General features: G+C 69.5%; 13 protein-coding genes. 7 read left to right on the top strand and 6 right to left on the bottom strand.

All coding sequences use genetic code 11. From position 1 onward, the window contains the following. Window positions 1-254 precede the first annotated feature (254 nt). The 4 genes from DIE04_RS15655 to DIE04_RS15640 are packed head-to-tail and all read left to right on the top strand — an operon-like array spanning window position 255 to window position 8,765. Window positions 255-1,580, top strand: coding sequence for an MFS transporter (locus tag DIE04_RS15655; protein ID WP_124522042.1), 1,326 nt, complete (start codon window positions 255-257; stop codon window positions 1,578-1,580). Between the two features lie 21 nt (window positions 1,581-1,601). Beyond that, entirely contained in the window at window positions 1,602-4,175 is a 2,574-nt protein-coding gene (nirB, locus tag DIE04_RS15650) for a nitrite reductase large subunit NirB (RefSeq protein ID WP_124522040.1), read from the top strand. Window positions 4,176-4,213: 38 nt separating this feature from the next. After that, the gene (gene nirD / locus DIE04_RS15645) at window positions 4,214-4,561 is read left to right on the top strand and encodes a nitrite reductase small subunit NirD (protein ID WP_124484642.1); all 348 of its coding nucleotides are present in this window, start codon (window positions 4,214-4,216) and stop codon (window positions 4,559-4,561) included. A gap of 16 nt (window positions 4,562-4,577) precedes the next feature. Continuing rightward, the gene (locus DIE04_RS15640) at window positions 4,578-8,765 is read left to right on the top strand and encodes a bifunctional nitrate reductase/sulfite reductase flavoprotein subunit alpha (protein WP_124522038.1); all 4,188 of its coding nucleotides are present in this window, start codon (window positions 4,578-4,580) and stop codon (window positions 8,763-8,765) included. A 175-nt stretch (window positions 8,766-8,940) separates the two neighbouring features. Here the strand turns inward: DIE04_RS15640 and DIE04_RS15635 are convergent, their stop codons facing one another. Both DIE04_RS15635 and DIE04_RS15630 read right to left on the bottom strand, forming a co-directional pair. Beyond that, window positions 8,941-9,717: an SDR family oxidoreductase gene (locus DIE04_RS15635; RefSeq protein WP_124484644.1), complete on the bottom strand. Its 777-nt coding sequence runs from the start codon at window positions 9,715-9,717 to the stop codon at window positions 8,941-8,943. Between the two features lie 4 nt (window positions 9,718-9,721). After that, window positions 9,722-10,162, bottom strand: coding sequence for a heme-binding protein (locus tag DIE04_RS15630; protein WP_124522036.1), 441 nt, complete (start codon window positions 10,160-10,162; stop codon window positions 9,722-9,724). Window positions 10,163-10,259: 97 nt separating this feature from the next. Here DIE04_RS15630 and DIE04_RS15625 point away from each other — a divergent pair, with 97 nt between their 5' ends. The 3 genes from DIE04_RS15625 (at window position 10,260) to DIE04_RS15615 (ending at window position 15,441) form a co-directional block, all read left to right on the top strand. Beyond that, a complete protein-coding gene (locus tag DIE04_RS15625) occupies window positions 10,260-11,198 on the top strand; it encodes a LysR family transcriptional regulator (RefSeq protein ID WP_124522105.1) in 939 nt (312 codons plus the stop codon). Between the two features lie 374 nt (window positions 11,199-11,572). Next, window positions 11,573-14,167, top strand: coding sequence for a bifunctional lysylphosphatidylglycerol flippase/synthetase MprF (mprF, locus tag DIE04_RS15620; protein WP_124522035.1), 2,595 nt, complete (start codon window positions 11,573-11,575; stop codon window positions 14,165-14,167). Further along, window positions 14,164-15,441 carry a virulence factor family protein gene (locus DIE04_RS15615; protein WP_124522033.1) on the top strand — a complete coding sequence of 426 codons (1,278 nt, stop codon included), beginning with the start codon at window positions 14,164-14,166 and terminating at the stop codon, window positions 15,439-15,441. The genes mprF and DIE04_RS15615 overlap by 4 nt, the downstream gene beginning before the upstream one ends. 73 nt (window positions 15,442-15,514) lie before the next feature. Here the strand turns inward: DIE04_RS15615 and DIE04_RS15610 are convergent, their stop codons facing one another. From DIE04_RS15610 to DIE04_RS15595, 4 genes are all read right to left on the bottom strand, one after another. Next, complete coding sequence (locus tag DIE04_RS15610; RefSeq protein ID WP_124522031.1) at window positions 15,515-15,979, bottom strand: DUF934 domain-containing protein; 465 nt, start codon at window positions 15,977-15,979, stop codon at window positions 15,515-15,517. Further along, complete coding sequence (locus DIE04_RS15605; protein ID WP_124522029.1) at window positions 15,976-17,769, bottom strand: nitrite/sulfite reductase; 1,794 nt, start codon at window positions 17,767-17,769, stop codon at window positions 15,976-15,978. The genes DIE04_RS15610 and DIE04_RS15605 overlap by 4 nt, the downstream gene beginning before the upstream one ends. A gap of 247 nt (window positions 17,770-18,016) precedes the next feature. Then, window positions 18,017-18,418, bottom strand: coding sequence for a hypothetical protein (locus DIE04_RS15600; RefSeq protein ID WP_124522027.1), 402 nt, complete (start codon window positions 18,416-18,418; stop codon window positions 18,017-18,019). Window positions 18,419-18,519: 101 nt separating this feature from the next. After that, window positions 18,520-19,953, bottom strand: coding sequence for a PLP-dependent aminotransferase family protein (locus DIE04_RS15595; protein ID WP_044845719.1), 1,434 nt, complete (start codon window positions 19,951-19,953; stop codon window positions 18,520-18,522). Between the last annotated feature and the right edge of the window lie 15 nt (window positions 19,954-19,968).

The following is a 19,968-nucleotide window of genomic DNA, read 5'->3' as shown; positions in this document are numbered from 1 at the left end:
CGACGCATCATGCGCGGCGTCGTGCAGCGACGCGTGCAACGGCCGGCGAGCCTTGTGCGGCGGGGCTGCAGGTGCGATTCGGGCCGATATGGCACGGCGTTTGCGTAAGCTGGCTCGGGCGGGTCAATGGCGATTCGTCCGCAGTACCGATTACCGACGCGCCCGGAAACGGGCTTCATGGGCAACGGCGTCCTACACATCGGGTCTCGACGAGACCGGGTGTGCAGGACGCCGTTTTTCGTTTGGCGGATGACATGACCGACAAAGCTACCCGTATCGATCTCTTCAGCTTCCGCACCGCGCCGATGCGCGCGTTCCACATGACGTGGATGGCGTTCTTCGTATGCTTCTTCGCGTGGTTCGCATGCGCGCCGCTGATGCCGCTGATTGCACGCGAGTTCCATCTCACCGCGGCACAGGTCGCGAACATCAACATCGCCGCGGTGGCCGCGACGATCGCCGTGCGGCTGCTGGTCGGCCCGATGTGCGACCGCTTCGGCCCGCGCCGCGTGTATGTCGGGCTGCTCGCGCTCGGCGCGATTCCGGTGTTCGCGGTGTCGTTCTCGCACGACTATGTGACGTTCCTGATCTGCCGGCTCGGCATCGGCGCGATCGGCGCGGGCTTCGTGATCACGCAGTACCACACGTCGGTGATGTTCGCGCCGAACGTGGTCGGCACCGCGAACGCGACCACCGCCGGCTGGGGCAACGCGGGCGCGGGCGCGACGCAGGCGATGATGCCGCTGCTCGTAGCGGCCGGCCTGATGCTCGGCTTCGGCGACGACGCGTCGTGGCGCATCGCGCTCGTCGTGCCGGGCGTCGCGATGCTCGCGATGGCCTGGGCGTACTGGCGCTTCACGCAAGACTGCCCGCAAGGCGACTTCGTCGCGCTGCGCAAGCAGGGCGTGACGGTCGACAGCGGCAAGAAGGGCGGCTGGGCGAGCTTCTTCGCCGCGTGCGGCAACTATCGTGTGTGGATGCTGTTCGTCACGTACGGCGCGTGCTTCGGCGTCGAGGTGTTCATCCACAACATCGCCGCGCTGTACTACGTCGATCACTTCAAGCTGTCGCTGAAGGACGCGGGCTTCGCGGTCGGGATGTTCGGGCTGCTCGCGCTGTTCGCCCGCGCGCTCGGCGGCTGGCTGTCCGACAAGATCGCCGCGCGCCGCAGCCTCGACGTGCGCGCGACGCTGCTGTGCGCGCTGATCGTCGGCGAAGGGCTCGGGCTGGTCTGGTTCTCGCATGCGCAGGGCATCGGCATGGCGCTCGTCGCGATGCTGACCTTCGGCCTCTTCACGCACATGGCTTGCGGCGCGACCTATGCGCTGGTGCCGTTCATCGACCGCAAGGCGCTCGGCGGCGTCGCGGGGATCGTCGGCGCGGGCGGCAACGTCGGCGCGGTGGCCGCGGCGTTCCTGCTGAAGGGCGTCGGCGACGTGCAGCACACGCTGAGCCTGCTCGGGCTCGCCGTCACCGCGACCGCGCTGTGCGCGATGGCCGTGCGCTTCAGCGAGGAACACAAGGCACGCGAGGCCGAGCTGCGTGACCGCGCGCTCGCCGCCGCCGGCGCCGCGAACTGATCGACCGAAGGAAACGTCATCATGAAACTCATCGTCATCGGCCACGGGATGGTCGGCCACAAGCTCCTCGAATGCGTCGCCGCGCAAGCCGGCGCGGCGGGCGCGCTGCAGGTCACGGTGCTCGGCGAGGAACCGCGTCCGGCGTACGACCGCGTGCACCTGTCGGAATTCTTCGCGGGCAAGTCGGCCGACGACCTGTCGCTCGTCGAACCCGGCTTCTTCGAGCGTCATCCGCAGTTCGACCTGCGGCTGAACGCCCGGGTCGCATCGATCGACCGTGCCGCGCACACGGTCACGCTCGCGTCCGGCGAAACGCTCGCGTACGACAAGCTGGTGCTCGCGACGGGCTCGCGTCCGTTCGTGCCGCCGGTGCCGGGGCGCGATCGCGCGGGCTGCTTCGTGTACCGGACGATCGAGGATCTCGAAGCGATGCAGGCGTGCGGCACGCACGCGAAGCGTGGCGTGGTGATCGGCGGCGGGCTGCTCGGCCTCGAATGCGCGAAGGCGCTGCGCGACATGGGGCTCGACACGCACGTCGTCGAATTCGCGCCGCGGCTGATGGCGGTGCAGGTCGACGACGGCGGCGGCCGGATGCTGCGCGCGAAGATCGAGGCGCTCGGCGTGACCGTGCATACGGGCAAGAACACGCTCGAAATCGTCGACGGCGAAGAAGGCACGCACCGGATGGCGTTCGCCGACGGTTCGCATCTCGATGCCGACATGATCGTGTTCTCGGCCGGCATCCGCGCACGCGACGAACTGGCGCGTGCGTGCGGCCTCGAAATCGGCCCGCGCGGCGGCGTCGCGATCGACGACGCGTGCCGCACGAGCGACGCCGACATCTACGCGATCGGCGAATGCGCGGCCTGGAACGGGATGGTGTACGGGCTCGTCGCACCGGGCTACGACATGGCGCGCGTGGTCGCGAAGCAGCTCGGCGGTGCCCCGGAAGAAGCGGCCGACGCCGCATTCGCCGGCGCCGACATGAGCACCAAGCTGAAGCTGATGGGCGTCGACGTCGCGAGCATCGGCGACGCGCACGGCGCGACGGCCGGCAGCCGCACCTACCAGTACGCGGACGAGCGCCGCCAGGTCTACAAGAAGCTGGTGGTATCGGACTGCGGCAAGTTCCTGCACGGCGCGGTGATGGTTGGCGACGCGACCGAATACGGCACGCTGCTGCAGATGATGCTGAACCGCATCGAGCTGCCCGAGTCGCCGGAATTCCTGATCCTGCCGTCGTCGGACGGCGCGGCGAAGCCCGCGATCGGCGTCGACGCATTGCCGGACGGCGCGCAGATCTGCTCGTGCAACAACGTGTCGAAGTCGCAGATCTGCGCGGCGGTGGCCGACGGCGCGACGAGCCTGGGCGCACTGAAGTCGTGCACGGGCGCGGGCACGTCGTGCGGCGGCTGCGTGCCGCTCGTCACGCAGATCATGAAGGCCGAGATGAAGAAGCAGGGCCTCGCGGTCAACAACCATCTGTGCGAGCACTTCCCGTATTCGCGCCAGGAGCTGTTCCACCTGATCCGCGTCGAGCGCATCACGACCTTCGACGCACTGCTCGCGAAGCACGGCCACGGGCTCGGCTGCGACGTGTGCAAGCCGGCGGTGGCGGGCATCCTCGCGTCGTGCTTCAACGAGTTCGTGCTGAAGAAGGAGCATGCGGGGCTGCAGGATTCGAACGACTACTACCTCGCGAACATCCAGCGCGACGGCACGTACTCGGTCGTGCCGCGCATGCCGGGCGGCGAGGTGACGCCGGAAGGGCTGATCGCGGTGGGCCAGGTCGCGAAGAAGTACGGGCTCTATACGAAGATCACCGGCGGCCAGCGCGTCGACCTGTTCGGCGCGCGCGTCGAGCAGCTGCCGTCGATCTGGGAGGAACTGATCGCGGCCGGCTTCGAATCGGGGCATGCGTACGGCAAGGCGCTTCGTACCGTGAAGTCGTGCGTCGGCTCGACGTGGTGCCGCTACGGCGTCGACGATTCGGTCGGCCTCGCGATCGACCTCGAGAACCGCTACAAGGGCCTGCGCGCGCCGCACAAGATCAAGTTCGGCGTATCGGGCTGCACGCGCGAGTGCGCGGAAGCGCAAGGCAAGGACGTCGGGATCATCGCGACCGAGAAGGGCTGGAACCTGTACGTGTGCGGCAACGGCGGGATGAAGCCGCGCCACGCGGAACTGCTCGCGTCCGACCTCGACCGCGCCACGCTGATCCGCTACATCGACCGCTTCCTGATGTTCTACGTGCGCACCGCCGACCGGCTGCAGCGCACCAGCGTGTGGCGCGACAACCTCGAAGGCGGGCTCGACTACCTGACCGACGTCGTCGTGCACGACAAGCTCGGGATCGCGGCCGAACTCGAGGCCGACATGCAGCACGTGGTCGACACCTACGAATGCGAATGGAAGAAGGCCGTCACAGACCCGGACACGCGCAAGCGCTTCCGCCACTTCGTGAACAGCGACGCGCCGGACACGACCATCGCATTCGTCGAGACGCGCGGCCAGATCCGGCCTGCCACGCCGGCCGAGCGCGCGGGCGGCAGGCCCGTTGCGATTCCCGTCGTCGCCGAACCCGCCACCGTGTGACTTCGACCGACACCAGCGTCTTTTCCAAGGAGCCCATCATGAACGATCGTCATCCCCTGTCCTGGACCCGCGTGTGCCCGCTCGACGACATCGTGCCGAACACCGGCGTGTGCGCGCTCGTCAACGGCGAGCAGGTCGCGGTTTTTCACGTCGCGCATGCCGAAGCAGGCGGCGTGTTCGCGATCGACAACGTCGACCCGGTGTCGCAGGCGGCGGTGATGTCGCGCGGGCTGATCGGCAGCCTCGGCGAGCGCGTGGTGGTTGCGTCGCCGCTGTACAAGCAGCATTTCGACCTGCGGACCGGCGAATGCCTCGAAGCGCCCGAGCAGTCGGTGAACGCGTATCCGTCGCGGGTCGAGGACGGCTTCGTATGGATCGCCGCCTGAACGCCCCGGAGCACGCATGAGCGCCACCCCCGTCAAGAGCGTGTGCCCGTACTGCGGCGTCGGCTGCGGGATGGTGCTGCACGTCGAGGATGACGAAGTCGTCAAGGTATCGGGCGACTCCGACCATCCGGCCAACTTCGGACGGCTGTGCACGAAGGGTTCGTCGGCGCATGTCGCGCTGCGCCGCTCGGGGCGGCTCGACCGCGCGTTCGTGCGGCGCGCGCGCGAGGACGACCTCGTGCCGCTGCCGGCCCGCGACGCGATCGCCGAGACCGCGCGGCGGCTGCGCGCGGTGCTCGACGCGCACGGGCCCGACGCGCTGTCGTTCTACGTGTCGGGGCAGATGTCGATCGAGGCGCAATACCTCGTGAACAAGCTCGCGAAGGGCTTCGTCGGCACCAACAACATCGAGTCGAACTCGCGCCTGTGCATGGCGAGCGCGGGCACCGGCTACAAGCAGTCGCTCGGCGCGGACGGCCCGCCCGGCTCGTACCAGGACTTCGATCGCGCGAACCTGTTCTTCGTGATCGGCGCGAACATGGCCGACTGCCACCCGATCCTGTTCCTGCGGATGATGGATCGCGTGAAGGCCGGCGCGAAGCTGATCGTCGTCGATCCGCGCCGCACCGGCACCGCCGACAAGGCCGACCTGTTCCTGCAGATCCGGCCGGGCACCGATCTCGCGCTGACGAACGGATTGCTGCACCTGCTGCATGCGAACGGCCGCATCGATGCCGCGTTCATCGATGCGTACACCGAAGGCTGGGACGCGATGCCCGCGTTCCTCGCCGACTACACGCCCGAACGCGTCGCCGAAATCACTGGCCTCGCCGAAGCCGACATCCGCACGGCCGCGCAATGGATCGGCGACGCGCAGGAATGGATGAGCTGCTGGACGATGGGTCTCAACCAGAGCACGCACGGCGTGTGGAACACCAACGCGATCTGCAACCTGCATCTCGCGACGGGCACGATCTGCCGGCCTGGCAGCGGGCCGTTCTCGCTGACCGGCCAGCCGAACGCGATGGGCGGGCGCGAGATGGGCTACATGGGGCCCGGGCTGCCGGGCCAGCGCTCGGTGCTGTCCGACGACGACCGGCGCTTCGTCGAACACCTGTGGCGCGTGCCGGCCGGCACGCTGCGCAAGGACGCCGGCCGCGGCACCGTCGACCTGTTCGAACGGATGGCGGCCGGCGACATCAAGGCGTGCTGGATCGTCTGCACGAATCCGGTCGCGACCGTGCCGAACCGGCAGAACGTGATCGCCGGGCTGCAGGCCGCGGAGCTCGTGATCGCGCAGGACGCATTCCTCGACACCGAGACCAACCGCTACGCGGACATCCTGCTGCCCGGCGCGCTGTGGGCCGAGGGCGACGGCGTGATGATCAACTCCGAACGCAACATGACGCTGATGCGCGCCGCGGTTGCGCCGCCCGGCGACGCGCTGCCGGACTGGCGCATCGTCGCGGAAGTCGCGCGCGAGATGGGTTTCGGCGATGCGTTCGACTATGCGTCGGCGGCCGACGTGTTCGACGAGATCGTGCGCTTTTCGAATCCGGCGACCGGCTACGACCTGCGCGGCGCGAGCCATGCGGCGCTGCGCGAGGGCCCGGTGCAATGGCCGGTCGCGCCGGGCACCGCGCGCGAGCGGCACCCGGTCCGCTACCTGAACGACGGCGTGAGCCAGACGCCGCGCGCGGCAGCCGACGGCGGCGCTGCGCCGCGCCTCGCGTTCCCGACGCCGTCGGGCAAGGCGCGCTTTTTCGCTCGGCCGCACGTCGATCCGGCCGAGCTGCCGGACGATACGTTCCCGATCGTGCTGAACACCGGCCGGCTGCAGCATCAATGGCACACGATGACGAAGACGGGCAAGGTCGCGATGCTGAACAAGCTCAATCCGCGCCCGTTCGTCGAACTGCATCCGGACGACGCGAGCGCGCTCGGCATCGCCATGCAGGACAGCGTCGAGATTCGCTCGGCGCGCGGCCGCGCCGTGCTGCCGGCCGTCGTGACCGAGCGCGTGCAGCGCGGCAACTGCTTCGCGCCGATGCACTGGAACGACGTGTACGGCGACGACCTGTGCATCAACGCGGTGACGAACGACGCGATCGATCCGGAATCGCAGCAACCCGAACTGAAGTATTGCGCGGTCGCGCTCGCGCGCGTCGACACGGACGCGTTCGCGTCCGCCGCCGACGACACGGCGCGACCCGATGCCGCCGCCGGCGACGCGCGGCCCGTGCCGGCGGCGGTGCAGATCACGGCTTCACAGGAATCCGACATGGCAGACCTCGACACTTTCGCGGCCGCGCTCGGCGTGGCCGATCTCGCGCCGCCGCCGCTCACCGACGCGGAGCGCCTGTACGTGGCCGGCCTCGTCAGCGGGCTGAAGGCGAGCGCCGGCCGGCGCGACGGCGGCGTGCCGGTGCTGCCGGCCGGCGCGCCGCTCACGCCGCCGGTGCGGTTCTGGCTCGACGGGATGCTGGCGGGGCTGTTCAGCCGCGCGATGCCGGCCCACACCGCGCAAGGCGCTGTGCCCGCACTGCCGACCGAGGCCGCCGCGCCGGGCGGCGTGCGGATCGTGCGCACGCGCCCGAAGGTCGTGCTGCTGTGGGCGTCGCAGACCGGCAACATCGAATCGCTGACCGAGGACTACGCGACGCAGCTGATGAACGCCGGCTTCGAGATCCGCACCGCGTGCATGTCCGACTATCCGGTCGCGTCGCTGGCCGGCGCGCAATACGTGCTGCTGATGACGAGCACGTTCGGCGACGGCGACGCGCCCGACAACGGCAGCGAGTTCTGGGACGCGCTGCGGGCCGGCAGCGCCGCGCGCCTCGACGGCGTGCACTTCGCGGTACTCGCGTTCGGCGATCGCAACTACGACCAGTTCTGCGGGCACGGCCGCCGGCTCGATGCGAGGCTCGCTGAACTCGGCGCGGCGCGCCTGTGCGCGCGCGTCGATTGCGACGTCGAGTTCCAGCGCGATGCCGACCAGTGGCTCGAGCGCGTGGTCGCCCGGATCAAGGAGGCGGATGCGGCGCTGCATGCGGTGCCGACCGCCGGGATGAGCGCGTCGGGGCTGCTGCCGACCAAGGCGCATCCGGCGCCGTCGAAGCTCGTCGCGAACCTGCGGCTCAACCGGCCGGGCGCCGCGAAGGACACGCGCTACGTGTCGCTGTCGACCGAAGGCGCGAACCTCGAATACGAAACCGGCGACGCGCTCGGCGTGTGGCCGACCAACTGCCCGGAGCTGGTCGACGAGCTGCTGTCGGTCACCGCGCTGAAGGCCGACGCCCCCGTGTCGGTCGCGGGCGTCGGCGACATGCGGCTCGGCGATGCGCTGGCGCGCCACTTCGACATCACGCGCCCGCATCCCGACACGCTCGCGTTCATCGCGTCGCGTAGCGCGAACGGCGCGCTGAAGGCGCTGCTCGGCGACGATCGCAAGGCCGACCTGAAGCAATGGTTGTGGGGGCAACAGCTCGCGGACGTGCTGCACGAATTCCCGGTCGAGCTGTCGGGCGCGGAGCTGGTCGGGATGCTGAAGCGGCTGCAGCCGCGCCTGTATTCGATCGCGTCGAGCCCGAGCGCGCACCCGGGCGAGATTCACCTGACGGTGTCGGCCGTGCGTTATCACAATGGCCGCCGCGCGCGCAAAGGCGTCGCGTCGACGTTCCTCGCCGATCGCGCGGACGACGGCCGCGTGCCGGTGTTCGTGCAGAAGTCCGCGCATTTCCGGCCGCCGGTGAACGGCGACGTGCCGGTCGTGATGGTCGGGCCCGGCACCGGCGTCGCGCCGTTCCGCGGCTTCCTGCACGAGCGGCAGGCGCGCGGCGCGCGCGGCCGCAACTGGCTGTTCTTCGGCGAGCAGCATGCGCAGACCGACTTCTACTACGGCGACGAACTGAGCGCGATGCGCGACAGCGGCTTCCTGACGCGGCTCGATCTCGCGTTCTCGCGCGACCAGGCCGACAAGATCTACGTGCAGGACCGGATGCGCGAGCAGGGCGCCGAGCTGTACAAGTGGCTGGAGGAAGGCGCGCACTTCTACGTGTGCGGCGACGCCGCGCGGATGGCCAAGGACGTCGATACCGCGCTGAAGGCGGTCGTCGCCGAGCACGGCGGGATGTCGGACGAAGCCGCGAACGACTACGTCGCGAAGCTCTCGAAGGCGCGGCGCTACATGCGGGACGTGTACTGAGCGCGCTCGGCGCGGCTCGACGCGGCCCGCCCGGTTGCGGGCCCGGCTTCGGCGACGCATTGACCCGCGACGGTTCGCGCCGTCGGGAAGGTCATCGACGGCGAACGTCGTACGCGACAGGCCGGGCGGCGGGCAGGGCGTTCCTGCGTGACCCGCCTGCCGACGCCGGCCTGCGTCACTGCTGCCGGTCCCACGCGCGCGCCTGCTCGGCGCGCACGAACGCTTCCGACGACTGCGGCAGCAGGTTGCGGAATGCGCCGCCGTCGTTTTCGATCACGTCGACCATCTTCGCGATCATTTCCTCCGGATCGTGCTGCTCGAGCGGGAAGGTCAGCCGCTCGGGCGTCACGGTGTGAACGGCCGGATCGCGCCAGCGCCGTGGCGTTTCCATCATGCGGTCGTTGAAGCCGGTGCTGTACGGGCCCGGGTTCACGACCGCGACACGGATGCCGTGCGGCGCCAGCTCCGCGTGCATCGCCTCGGCGACCGATTCGACCGCGTGCTTCGACGCGCAATAGGCGCCCGTGAACGGCCCCGTGATCAACCCCGCGATCGACGACACGAACACGATCTTGCCGTGCCCGCGCGCGAGCATGCCGCGGGCGATCTGCTGCGTGAGTTCGAGCGGCCCGAACAGGTTGACGTCGAACAGCTCGCGCACGATCTCGACCGGCAGGTCGACCAGCGCGCCGGCTTCGCCGACGCCCGCGTTGTTCACGAGCACGTCGACTTCGAATTCGGCCGCGCGGGCGCGGTCGTAGGCCGAAGTCACGTCGAGCTTCACCGCGCGCAGTGCGGTGCCGCGCTGCGCGGCGGCGTCCGTCAGCGCGTCGATCTCGGCGGTCGTGCGGACGCCGGCCGTGACCGCGTGACCGTGTTGTGCGAGCCGCAGCGCGACTTCGCGGCCGAAGCCGCTGCCCGCGCCGGTGATGAGGATGCGTTTCTGTGCCATGTGCTTACCTCGAGGTGGGAAAGGTTGCGTGAAAGCGATCGCGGCAATGCCGCGCGATCGCGTCGTCCTGCTCGACGCTGCCGCCCGATATGCCGATCGCGCCGACGCAGCGCCCGTCGCCGTCGACGAGCGGCTCGCCGCCGCCGAACGTGACGAGCCCGCCGTGGCTGTGCTCGATCCCGCGCAGCGGGCCGTCGCCGGACATCGCGCCGAGCGCGGCGGTCGATGCGCGGAAGCGGATCGCCGTCAGCGCCTTGCGTTGCGCGAGGTAGATCGCACCGAGAAAGCAATCGTCGGTGCGGATGAATGCGAGCAGGTTCGCGCCGGCGTCGACGATCGCGATCGACACACCGGCGACCTGCAGCGACGCGGCCTGCGCGAGCGCGGCTTCGATCGTCTGCCGGACGGCTGCGAGCGGCAGGGCGGGGCTGTGATGCGGATTCATTCGATGCTCCGGTGGAAGACGACGGGGCCAGTGTAGGTAGTTCTTGTATATGGGAGAATCGGCATTCCACTCGAAGGAGTTTCAAGTTTTTTTAATGATGAGCAGACGCGATCCGATGGCCGGGCTGCACGTGTTCATGACGGTCGCGACGGCCGGCAACTTCACGCGTGCTGCCGCCGCGCTCGGCCTGACGCCGGCTGCCGTCAGCCTTGCGATCGGCCAGCTCGAAGGCGAACTGAACGTGAAGCTGTTCAACCGCAGCACGCGCGGCGTGAGCCTGACCGAAGCCGGCCAGCATTACCGGCAGCAGACGGAGCCTGCGTACCGGCAGGTCATGCAGGCGCGCGACGCGCTGAAGGAGGTGCGCAGCGAGCCGGGCGGGCTGCTGCGCGTCACGGCGCTGCCGCTCGCGCGTTCGCTCGTGATCGCGCCGATACTGGCCGCGTTCCGCGCGCGCTATCCGAGGGTCCGGCTCGAAATCCGCTACGAGAACGAGCTGGTCGATATCGCGAAGGAGGGTTTCGACGCGGGGATTCGTCTTGCCGACCGGCTGCAGCCCGGCATGATCGGTGTGCGGATCGCACCCGCGCTGACCTGCGCGCTGGTCGCATCACCCGGCTATCTGGCGCGGCACGGCACGCCCGCGTCGATCGCCGAGCTGGCGCGCCATGCGTGCATCCGGTTCCGGTTCTCCGAGAGCGGGCGCCTGCACAAGTGGCTGCTGCGCGACGGGCGTCACGACGTCGATCTCGACCCGGAAGGCGTGCTCGTGACGAACGACGCGGATGCGGTGATCGATGCCGCGCGCGAGGGCGTCGGCATCGCGTTCGCGTTCATGCGCGAGCGCATCGACGCGGACCTGCGCGACGGCACGCTCGTCGAGGTGCTGCCGGGCGCGTGCCGGACGCTGCCGCCGATGTGGCTCTATTACGTGAATCGCAAGCACGTGCCGGCGAAGCTGCGCGCATTCATCGACATACTGCGGGAGCGGGCCGGCGCCGACTGGCACGATGACGGCGCGACAAAGGGCCGGTGAGGCGGGCACGGGAATCCGTCCCCATTCCCCGAATCCCGCGCCGGTCGCGGGTTTGCTCTCGCGGGCTCGGTCGGGCCGGGAGAATTTCTCCCAAAAGCGTCGCAAGTCATTCATTCGATGAAAAATTCCCGGCGGTTCCCGGTATGATGCGCACCTTGCGCATGAATTTGACGCGTCGTTGATGCGACCGCCGCGCCCGAACCGCTCAGTACGGGATCGAAAGATTCTGTAATATAAAATCCGTATACTCGTAATTTCTGATTCAGGCGCCGCCTGGCTTCGTCCCAGGCCGACCGCCCACGCAGAACAACCAGATTCGTCGCCGCGAGGCCACCCTGCGCCGCGACAAGCTACGCACCACCACTGAACACTCTATGTCTTCCCGCCACCCTGGCCAGCCCGGCCGTGCCGCGGCAGCGATCGCCCGTGTCGCGACGCTGATCCGCAATGAGCGCGTGCTGTCGCCGCTGCTCGCGCTCGGCATCGGCCTGCTGCTGATCGTGGTGTTCCAGCACCTGTCCGAATCCGTCGACTACCGCTCGGTGATCCGCCAACTGCGCCACCTGTCCGTGGGCGAGTGGGGCGCGTCGCTGGCCGCGACGGCCCTCAGCTATCTCGCGCTCGTCGCCCGCGATGCGGTCGGCCTGCGCTACGTCGCCGCGAAAGTGCCGCGCGCCGCGCTGTGGATCGGCGCGATCGCCGGCTCCGCGCTCGGCAATGCAACCGGCTTCGGCGCGCTGACGGGCGGCGCCGTGCGCGCGCGCGTGTACGGCGTGTCGGGCGTCACCCCCGCGCAGATCGGCCGGATGACCGTCTTCACCAGCGGCACGCTCGCACTCGCACTGGTGCTGATGACGGCGGTCGGCATGGTCTGCGTGCCGCAGACGCTCGCCGCGATGCTGCATGTCGCGCCCGGCGTGCTGACGTGGAGCGGCGCCGCGCTGCTCGTGGTGCTGGCCGTCATGACGATGCTGTGCGGCAGCACCGCGCGCCCGGTCGTCACGCGCTTCAAATGGCTCGCGTTCGACGTGCCGGCGCGGCGCGACCTCGTCGCCCAGGTCGTTTATGCGGTGCTCGACGTCGTGGCCGCGGGCCTGACGCTGTGGGTGCTGCTGCCGGCCGCTCCAGTCGGCTTGCCGACTTTCATCACCGTGTACGCGGCCGCGCTGCTGCTCGGGATGATCGGCCATACGCCGGGCGGGATCGGCGTGTTCGAGGCCGCGATGGTCTTCACGCTGGGCCGCGAAGTGCCGGCGCACGCGATGGTCGCCGCGCTGATCGCCTATCGCGCGATCTACTTCGGCGTGCCGCTCGTGCTGTCGGCCGGCCTGCTGGCCGGGTTCGAGGGCCGCGCGCTGCGCCGCCGGCTCGTGACGCGGCAGGCCGCGCGCGTGTCGCAGCTGGCGCCGCTGTTCCTGAGCCTCGTGACCTTCGCGGTCGGCGGGATGCTGGTGATCTCGAGCGCGACGCCCGCGTTCTGGCACCGGATCGCGATCCTGCGCAACATCGTGCCGCTGTGGGTGCTCGAAGGCTCGCAGGTGATCTGCAGCGTGCTGGGCGTCGCGTTGCTGTTCGTCGCGCGCGGGCTGTTGCGCCGGCTCGACGGCGCATGGTGGATGACTTTCGCGCTGACGCTCGCGAGCCTCGCGCTGTCGCTGGCCAAGGGCCTCGCGTTCGTCGAGGCCGGCGTGCTCGGCACGCTGCTGGTGCTGCTGCTCGTCAGCCGCCGCCGCTTCAACCGGCATTCGTCGCTGCTCGCCGAGCGCTTTACGGTGAGCTGGTTCGTGTCGGTGACGATGGTGCTCGTGCTCGCCGTGTGGGTGCTGTGCTTCGCGTTCCGCGACGTGCCTTACACGCGCGATCTGTGGTCGCATTTCGCGTTCGACGAGCGCGCGCCGCGGGCACTGCGCGCGACGCTGGCGGCCGGCGTGTTCGTCGCGATGTTCGCGCTGTGGCAACTGCTGCGGCCGGCGCCCGGGCGTTTCGTGAAGCCCGCCGAGCAGGACCTGATCGATGCGGAGCAGATCATCCGCGCGCAGGAGTGCAGCGATGCGGGCCTCGCGCTGATGGGCGACAAGTCGTTCCTGTTCTCCGAATCGCGCCGCGCGTTCCTGATGTATGCGAAGAACGGCCGCACGTGGGCCGCGCTGCACGATCCGGTCGGCCCGCGCGAGGAATGGCCGGCGCTGATCGGCAAGTTCATCGCGCTGGCGCACGCGCACAGCGGCCGCGCGGCGTTCTACCAGGTGCGCGCGAACGCGCTGCCGCTGTATCTCGACGCGGGGCTCACGCTGATGAAGCTCGGCGAGGAAGCGCATATCGCGCTCGACCGCTTCGACCTGAAGGGTTCGAACCGGTCGCACCTGCGCTATGCGCTGCGCCGCGGCGACAAGGACGCGCTGACGGTCGAGGTGATCGCGCCGCGCGACGTGCCGGCCGCGCTGCCGTCGCTGCGCGACATCTCCGACGGCTGGCTCGACAGCCGCGACGCGCGCGAGAAGAGCTTCTCGGTGGCTGCGTTCCACGACGGCTATCTCGCGACGCAGTCGGTGATGCTCGTGCGCCAGGCCGACAAGCCGATCGCGTTCGTCACGTTCATGACGACCGACCTCAACACCGAGGCGACGGTCGGCGTGATGCGTCATCTGCCGGACGCGTCGCCGTATGCGATGGAGTATCTGTTTACGCAGCTCGCGCTGCATCTGAAGGAAGCGGGGTTCCGCAAGCTGAGCCTGGGCATCGCTCCGTTCTCGGGGATGGGGGCGGCGAAGATGCCGTCGCCGTGGCACCGGTTCGGGCTGATGGTCTGGCGCTTCGGCGGCCGCTTCTACAACTTCCGCGGCTTGCGTGCATTCAAGAGCAAGTTCGAGCCGCACTGGGAGCCGCGCTATCTCGCGGCCTCGGGCTCGGTCGGCGTGTTCGTCACGCTCGCGGATCTGTCCCTGCTGGCTGGAGGTCGGCGTTCATGATGTTGAAGAAGGGTATCGCGCGGGCGGCAGTCGCCTGCGCGGGAATGATGCTGGCCGGCGCGGCGTTCGCGGCGCAGGCCGCGGCGCAACCGGAAACCGTGTCGGGCGGCCGCTACGGCCCCGTGACCGTGACGAAGCCGGGCGGCCCGCTGCGCGGCTTCGTCGTCCTGTTTTCGCGCGGGCGGGGCTGGGGCGCCGCGGACCAGCAGGCGGCCGACGCACTCGCTAAAGCGGGCGCGATGACGGTCGGGGTGGATTCGGAGCGCTATGCGGCGAACCTCGCCGCGAAGCAGGAAACCTGTCACCACCTCGACGGCGATGCCGAAGCGGTCAGCCACCAGCTCGAACGCCTCGCGCAATCGGCGCGTTACTACACGCCGATCGTCGCGGGCGTGGGCCAGGGCGGCGCGATCGCGAAGCAGATCCTGTCGATGGCGCCGGAGAACACGATCGCCGGTGTCGCTTCGGTCGCGCCGGCGGCGAAGCTCGATGCGCGCTTCAAGCCGTGCCCGCCCGATCCGACGATCGTGCGCCGCGCGATGCCGGGCTTCGTCGAAACGGCCGCGGCCGGCGACACCGCGAAGCTCGTGTCGCTCGTCACGTCGCACTTGCACGACACCAGCAGCACCGACGAGCTCGACGTGTCGGACCTGCCGCTCGTCGAGCTGCCGGCCAAGGGCGGCAGCGACCGCCTCGCGATCGTGATCTCGGGCGACGGCGGCTGGCGCGATCTCGACAAGACGATCGCCGAGGCGCTGCAGCGCGACGGCGTGGCGGTGGTCGGCATCGACAGCCTGCGCTACTTCTGGAGCGAGAAGCCGCCTGCGCAGGTGAGCCGCGACCTGGCGCGCGTGATGCGCACCTACATGGCGCGCTGGCATGCGAACCGCGTGGCGTTGGTCGGCTACTCGTTCGGCGCGGACGTGATGCCGTTCGCGTACAACCGGCTGCCGGCCGACCTGCGTGACAAGGTGGCGGTGATGTCGCTGCTCGGCTTCGCGCCGGCGGCGGATTTCCAGATCCGCGTGACGGGCTGGCTCGGGATGCCGGCGAGCGACAAGGCGATGAAGGTCGCGCCGGAAATCGCGAAGGTGCCGCCGCAGCTCGTGCAATGCTTCTACGGCGCGGAAGAGAAGGACACGATGTGTCCGGCGCTCGCGAACACCGGTGCCGACGTGATCAAGACGGGCGGCGACCACCACTTCGGCCACGACTACATCGCGCTCGAGAAGAAGATCCTTGGTGCGTTCGGCAAGCCGGTGGCGGCGCGCTGAACGCCGGCGCCCGCTGAGTGGCGGGCGCGGCGCTTGCGGTTCATCGGACGGGCGGCCTGCGGGCCGCCCGTTTTCATTTCCCGGCTTGCGTCTCGACTTGCGGCGCCGCGTCCTGCCGCGGCGCCGCCGTTCTCGCATCGCGCTGATAGAAGCCGGGAAACCGGTCGAGCTGCCGGCGCGCGGCGGCCAGATCGGCATCGGCGCCGAGCACTGCGCTCGAAAACCCCGTGCGCTCCATCAACAGCAACTGATCGACCAGCACGTCGCCGGTCGCCCGCACGTCGCCGGCGAAACCGAAGCGCTTGCGCAGCAGATACGCCTGGCTGTATGCGCGGCCGTCGGTGAAGGACGGGAAGTGCAGGTCGATGCGCGCGGCCTGCGCGATGCGAGCGGCGAGCGGCCGCAGTTCCTCGTCGTTGCCGATCGTCAGGATCGTGCGGGTCGCGGTGTCCGGCGCATTCGTATCGTCGGCGTGTTCGGCCGGCGTCAGCAGCCGGATGCGTACGTTCGTGCTGGCGTGTGCGTCGGTCGGTGTCATGCGTGCTTCGCCTGGTGACGGGCGTCGTTGGCCGCGGCCTTGAAGGGCTCGGCGCCGATGCGGCGCACCGTGTCGATGAATCGTTCGCTGCGGCCGTCGGCGTCGAGCCGCGCGTCGAGATAGACATTCACGAGCGCGTCGACGACATCGACGATCTCGTCCGCCGAGAACGACGGGCCGATCACCTTGCCCGGCCGAGCGGGGCCGCTCGCGCTCGAGCCGTCCGAACCGCCGAGCGTCAGCTGGTACCACTCGGCGCCGTCCTTGTCGACGCCGAGGATGCCGATGTGCCCGCTGTGATGATGGCCGCAGGAGTTGATGCAGCCGCTGATGTGCAGGTCGATGTCGCCGACGTCGTGCAGCATGTCGAGATCCTGGAACCGCTCGGCGATCGCATCGGCGATCGGGATCGAGCGCGCGTTCGCGAGCGCGCAGAAATCGCCGCCCGGGCACGCGATCATGTCGGTCAGGAGTCCGACGTTTGCGCTGGCAAGGCCGATCGCGCGCGCATGCTCCCACAGCAGGAACAGGTCGTCGACGTGCACCCACGGCAGCACCACGTTCTGAGTATGCGTGACGCGTGCCTCGCCGGCCGAGAAGCGCTCGGCGAGTTCGGCGAGCGCGTCGAGCTGCTCGGGCGACGCGTCGCCGGGCGCCTGCAGGCGGCGCTTGAACGACAGCGTGACGATGCGCAGCGCCGGGTCGCGATGCGCTGCGACATTGCGCGCGAGCCAGCGCGCGAAGGCCGGATGGCGGCTGGCATGCGCGGCCATGCGCGCTTCGATGTCGTGCGGGTCGTGCGGGTCGAGCGTGCGGCGCGCGAGGCGCGGCGGCACGAACGATGCGGCGATGCGGTCGAACTCGGCCTGCGGGATCGTGTGCGGGCCGCCGTCATGCTCGACGATCTGGCGGAATTCTTCCTCGACGTCGTCGATATAGCGCTGTCCCTCGCTCTTCACGAGGATCTTGATGCGCGCCTTGTACTTGTTGTCGCGCCGCCCGTAGCGGTTGTACACGCGGACGATCGCCTCGATGTAGTTCATCACCTGCTGCCACGGCAGGAACGCGCGCAGCAGCGTCGCGATCAGCGGCGTGCGGCCCATGCCACCGCCGGCGCTCACGCGAAAGCCGAGTTCGCCCGCGTCGTTGCGCACGAGTTTCAGCCCGACGTCGTGCCAGTCGGTCGCCGCACGGTCCTCGGCCGCGCCGGTGATCGCGATCTTGAACTTGCGCGGCAGGAACGCGAATTCCGGATGCAGCGTCGTCCACTGGCGCATCACCTCGGCGAACGGGCGCGGATCGGCGATCTCGTCCGGCGCGACGCCCGCGCGCTCGTCGCATGAAATGTTGCGGATGCAATTGCCGCTCGTCTGGATCCCGTGCATGTCGACGGTCGCGAGCAGGTCCATCACGTCGGCCGCCTTCGCGAGCGGAATCCAGTTGAACTGCACGTTGGTGCGGGTCGTGAAGTGCGCGTTGCGGGTCGGCAGGCGCAGCGTGCCGAGCTGCGCCTGCGCGTCGTACGCGGCGCGGTAGGTGGCGTCGTCGGGCACGTCGTAGTCGCGTGCGATACGGGCGAGCACGCGCAGCTGCCCGCTCGACAGTTCGCCGTACGGCACGGCCACGCGCAGCATCGGCGCATGGCGCTGCACGTACCAGCCGTTCTGCAGGCGCAACGGCCGGAACGCATCCTCGCTCAACGTGCCGTGCTGCCAGCGTTCGAGCTGGTCGCGGAACTGGGCGGCGCGGCTGTGCACGAGCGCCCGGTCGAAATCGGTATATCGGTACATGACGTGATACGCGAGAGGAGCGGCGGCGCAGGGGCGCGCGCCGCTCGGGAGGGGACGTTGCGACGGGTGTCGGGCAACAGGGACAGCGTAGGGAACGCGGGGCGGCGGGACAAGCAGCAGATCGGAGCGGAAACGGCGCAGCAGATCGGAGCGGAAACGGCGCAGATCGAAATGGAAAGGACGCAGCAGATCGGCGGAGCGCGCCGTTGTGTGCCGGGGCATGCATTGCGCATGCCCCGCGTCGGGTTCAGGCTTGCGCCGGTGCGTCGACGATCAACGCCGGATCGAGCGCGCGGATGCGCTGGTCGATGAAGTAGCCGCCGCCTTCCTGATAGCGCAGATAAAGCCGGCCGCACGATACGCAGCGGCTGACGTTGCAGCGGTTGTACGGAAAGTGGCGCGGTGCGATCGGCGCGTCGTCCGACGCATAGCGCGTGCCGGCCGGATGATATTCGTCGTAGGTCGGCTCGGTCTCGCCGGGCGGCGCAAGCGTGGCCACTTCGGTCAGTTGCGTGTCCTGCAGCGACAGCGGCAGGGTCGTCCAGCCGGCGAGCGAGGTTCTCGTGCACGTGCACGGCTGCGTAACGTGTGCCGCTTCGGCCGCCAGTTTCAGCAACGCGTCGTGATCGAGGTAGGGCAGTTGGCTCATGGGCAATCGTGAAGGAGCGGCGGGACCAGCAATGTAACCCGCGCGCGGCTTCGCTGCATGGACGTGATGCGCGCGGCGCGCAGCGTGCGCACGAGGCGCGATCAGCCCGACTTGCGTACCGCCGGCCCGGCGACCAGCTCGCCGAGCACGCGGATCGCGCGCTCGATGTCGCGGCTCCACGGATGGCCGAAGTTCACGCGCACGCAGCGCTCGAAGCCGTGCGCGGCCGAGAACAGCGGCCCCGGTGCGAAGCTGATGCCGCGCGCGATCGCCTGGCGGTGCAGTTCCATCGCGTCGATCGCGTCGGGAAACGACAGCCACAGGAAATACCCGCCGTCCGGCCGCACCCACTCGACGCCGGGCGGCAGCCAGCGCCGCAGCGCGTCGTCCATGCGCGCGAGCTGCGCCTGCAGGGTGCCGCGCAGCTTGCGCAGGTGACGATCGTAGCCGCCGTGCTCCAGATAGTTCGCGATGCCGGCCTGCGCGGGAATGCTCGCCGACAGCGTGGTCATCAGCTTGAGCCGCTGCACCTTCTCCGCGAACCGGCCGGCGGCGGCCCAGCCGATCCGGTAGCCGGGCGCGAGCGTCTTCGAGAACGAACTGCAATGCATCACGAGGCCGTGCCGGTCGAATGCGCGCGCGGGCAGCGGGTAGTCGGGGCCGAAATGCAGCTCGCCGTATACGTCGTCCTCGATCAGCGGCACCTCGCGTGCGGCCAGCAGCTCGACGAGCGCGCGCTTCTTGTCGAGCGACAGCGTGACACCGGTCGGATTCTGGAAATTGGTCATGAACCAGCACGCGCGGATGTCGTGCCGGTCGAGCGCGTTCGCGAGCGCATCGAGATCGAGGCCCGTGCGTGGATCGACGGGAATCTCGACCGCGCGCAGGTCGAGCCGCTCGATCGCCTGCAGCGCCGCATAGAAGCCGGGAGACTCGACCGCGACGACGTCGCCGGGCCGCGTGACGGCCATCAGGCACAGGTTCAGCGCTTCGAGCGCACCGTTGGTGACGACGATCTCGTCGACGGGTTGCGCGACACCGGTTGCCAGATAGCGCCGCGCGATCTGCTGGCGCAGCGCCTCGCTGCCGGGCGGCAGGTCGACGACCGTGCTCCACGGGCTGACGAGCCGCGTCGCCTGCGCGAGCGATTTCGCGAGGCGCGGCAGCGGAAACAGCTGCGGCGCGGGAAATGCGGAGCCGAGCGGCACGATGCCGGGCTGCGTCGCGGCGTCGAGCACCGAGAACACGAGGTCGCTGATGTCGACCTTGCGCGTGGCGCCGGCACGGCTCGCGCGGCGTTTCGCGGGCGGGTTCGCCGCCGGGCCTGCGCCCGGCGCGACGTAATAGCCGGAACGCTCGCGTGCGCGGATCAGCCCCCACTGTTCGAGCAGGTAGTACGCGCGAAACACCGTCGACTGGCTCACGCCATGCTGCGCGATGATCTGCCGCAGCGACGGCAGGCGCGTGCCGACCGCGAGGTTGCCGTTGCGGATTTCGTCGGCGATCGTCTGGGCGAGGGTTTCGTAGCGTTTCATCGGCGCGGGCGGAGC

This window comes from Burkholderia sp. Bp8994, from assembly GCF_003853805.1.
Lineage (GTDB): Bacteria > Pseudomonadota > Gammaproteobacteria > Burkholderiales > Burkholderiaceae > Burkholderia.
This window is presented reverse-complemented; position numbering and strand designations above follow the sequence as displayed.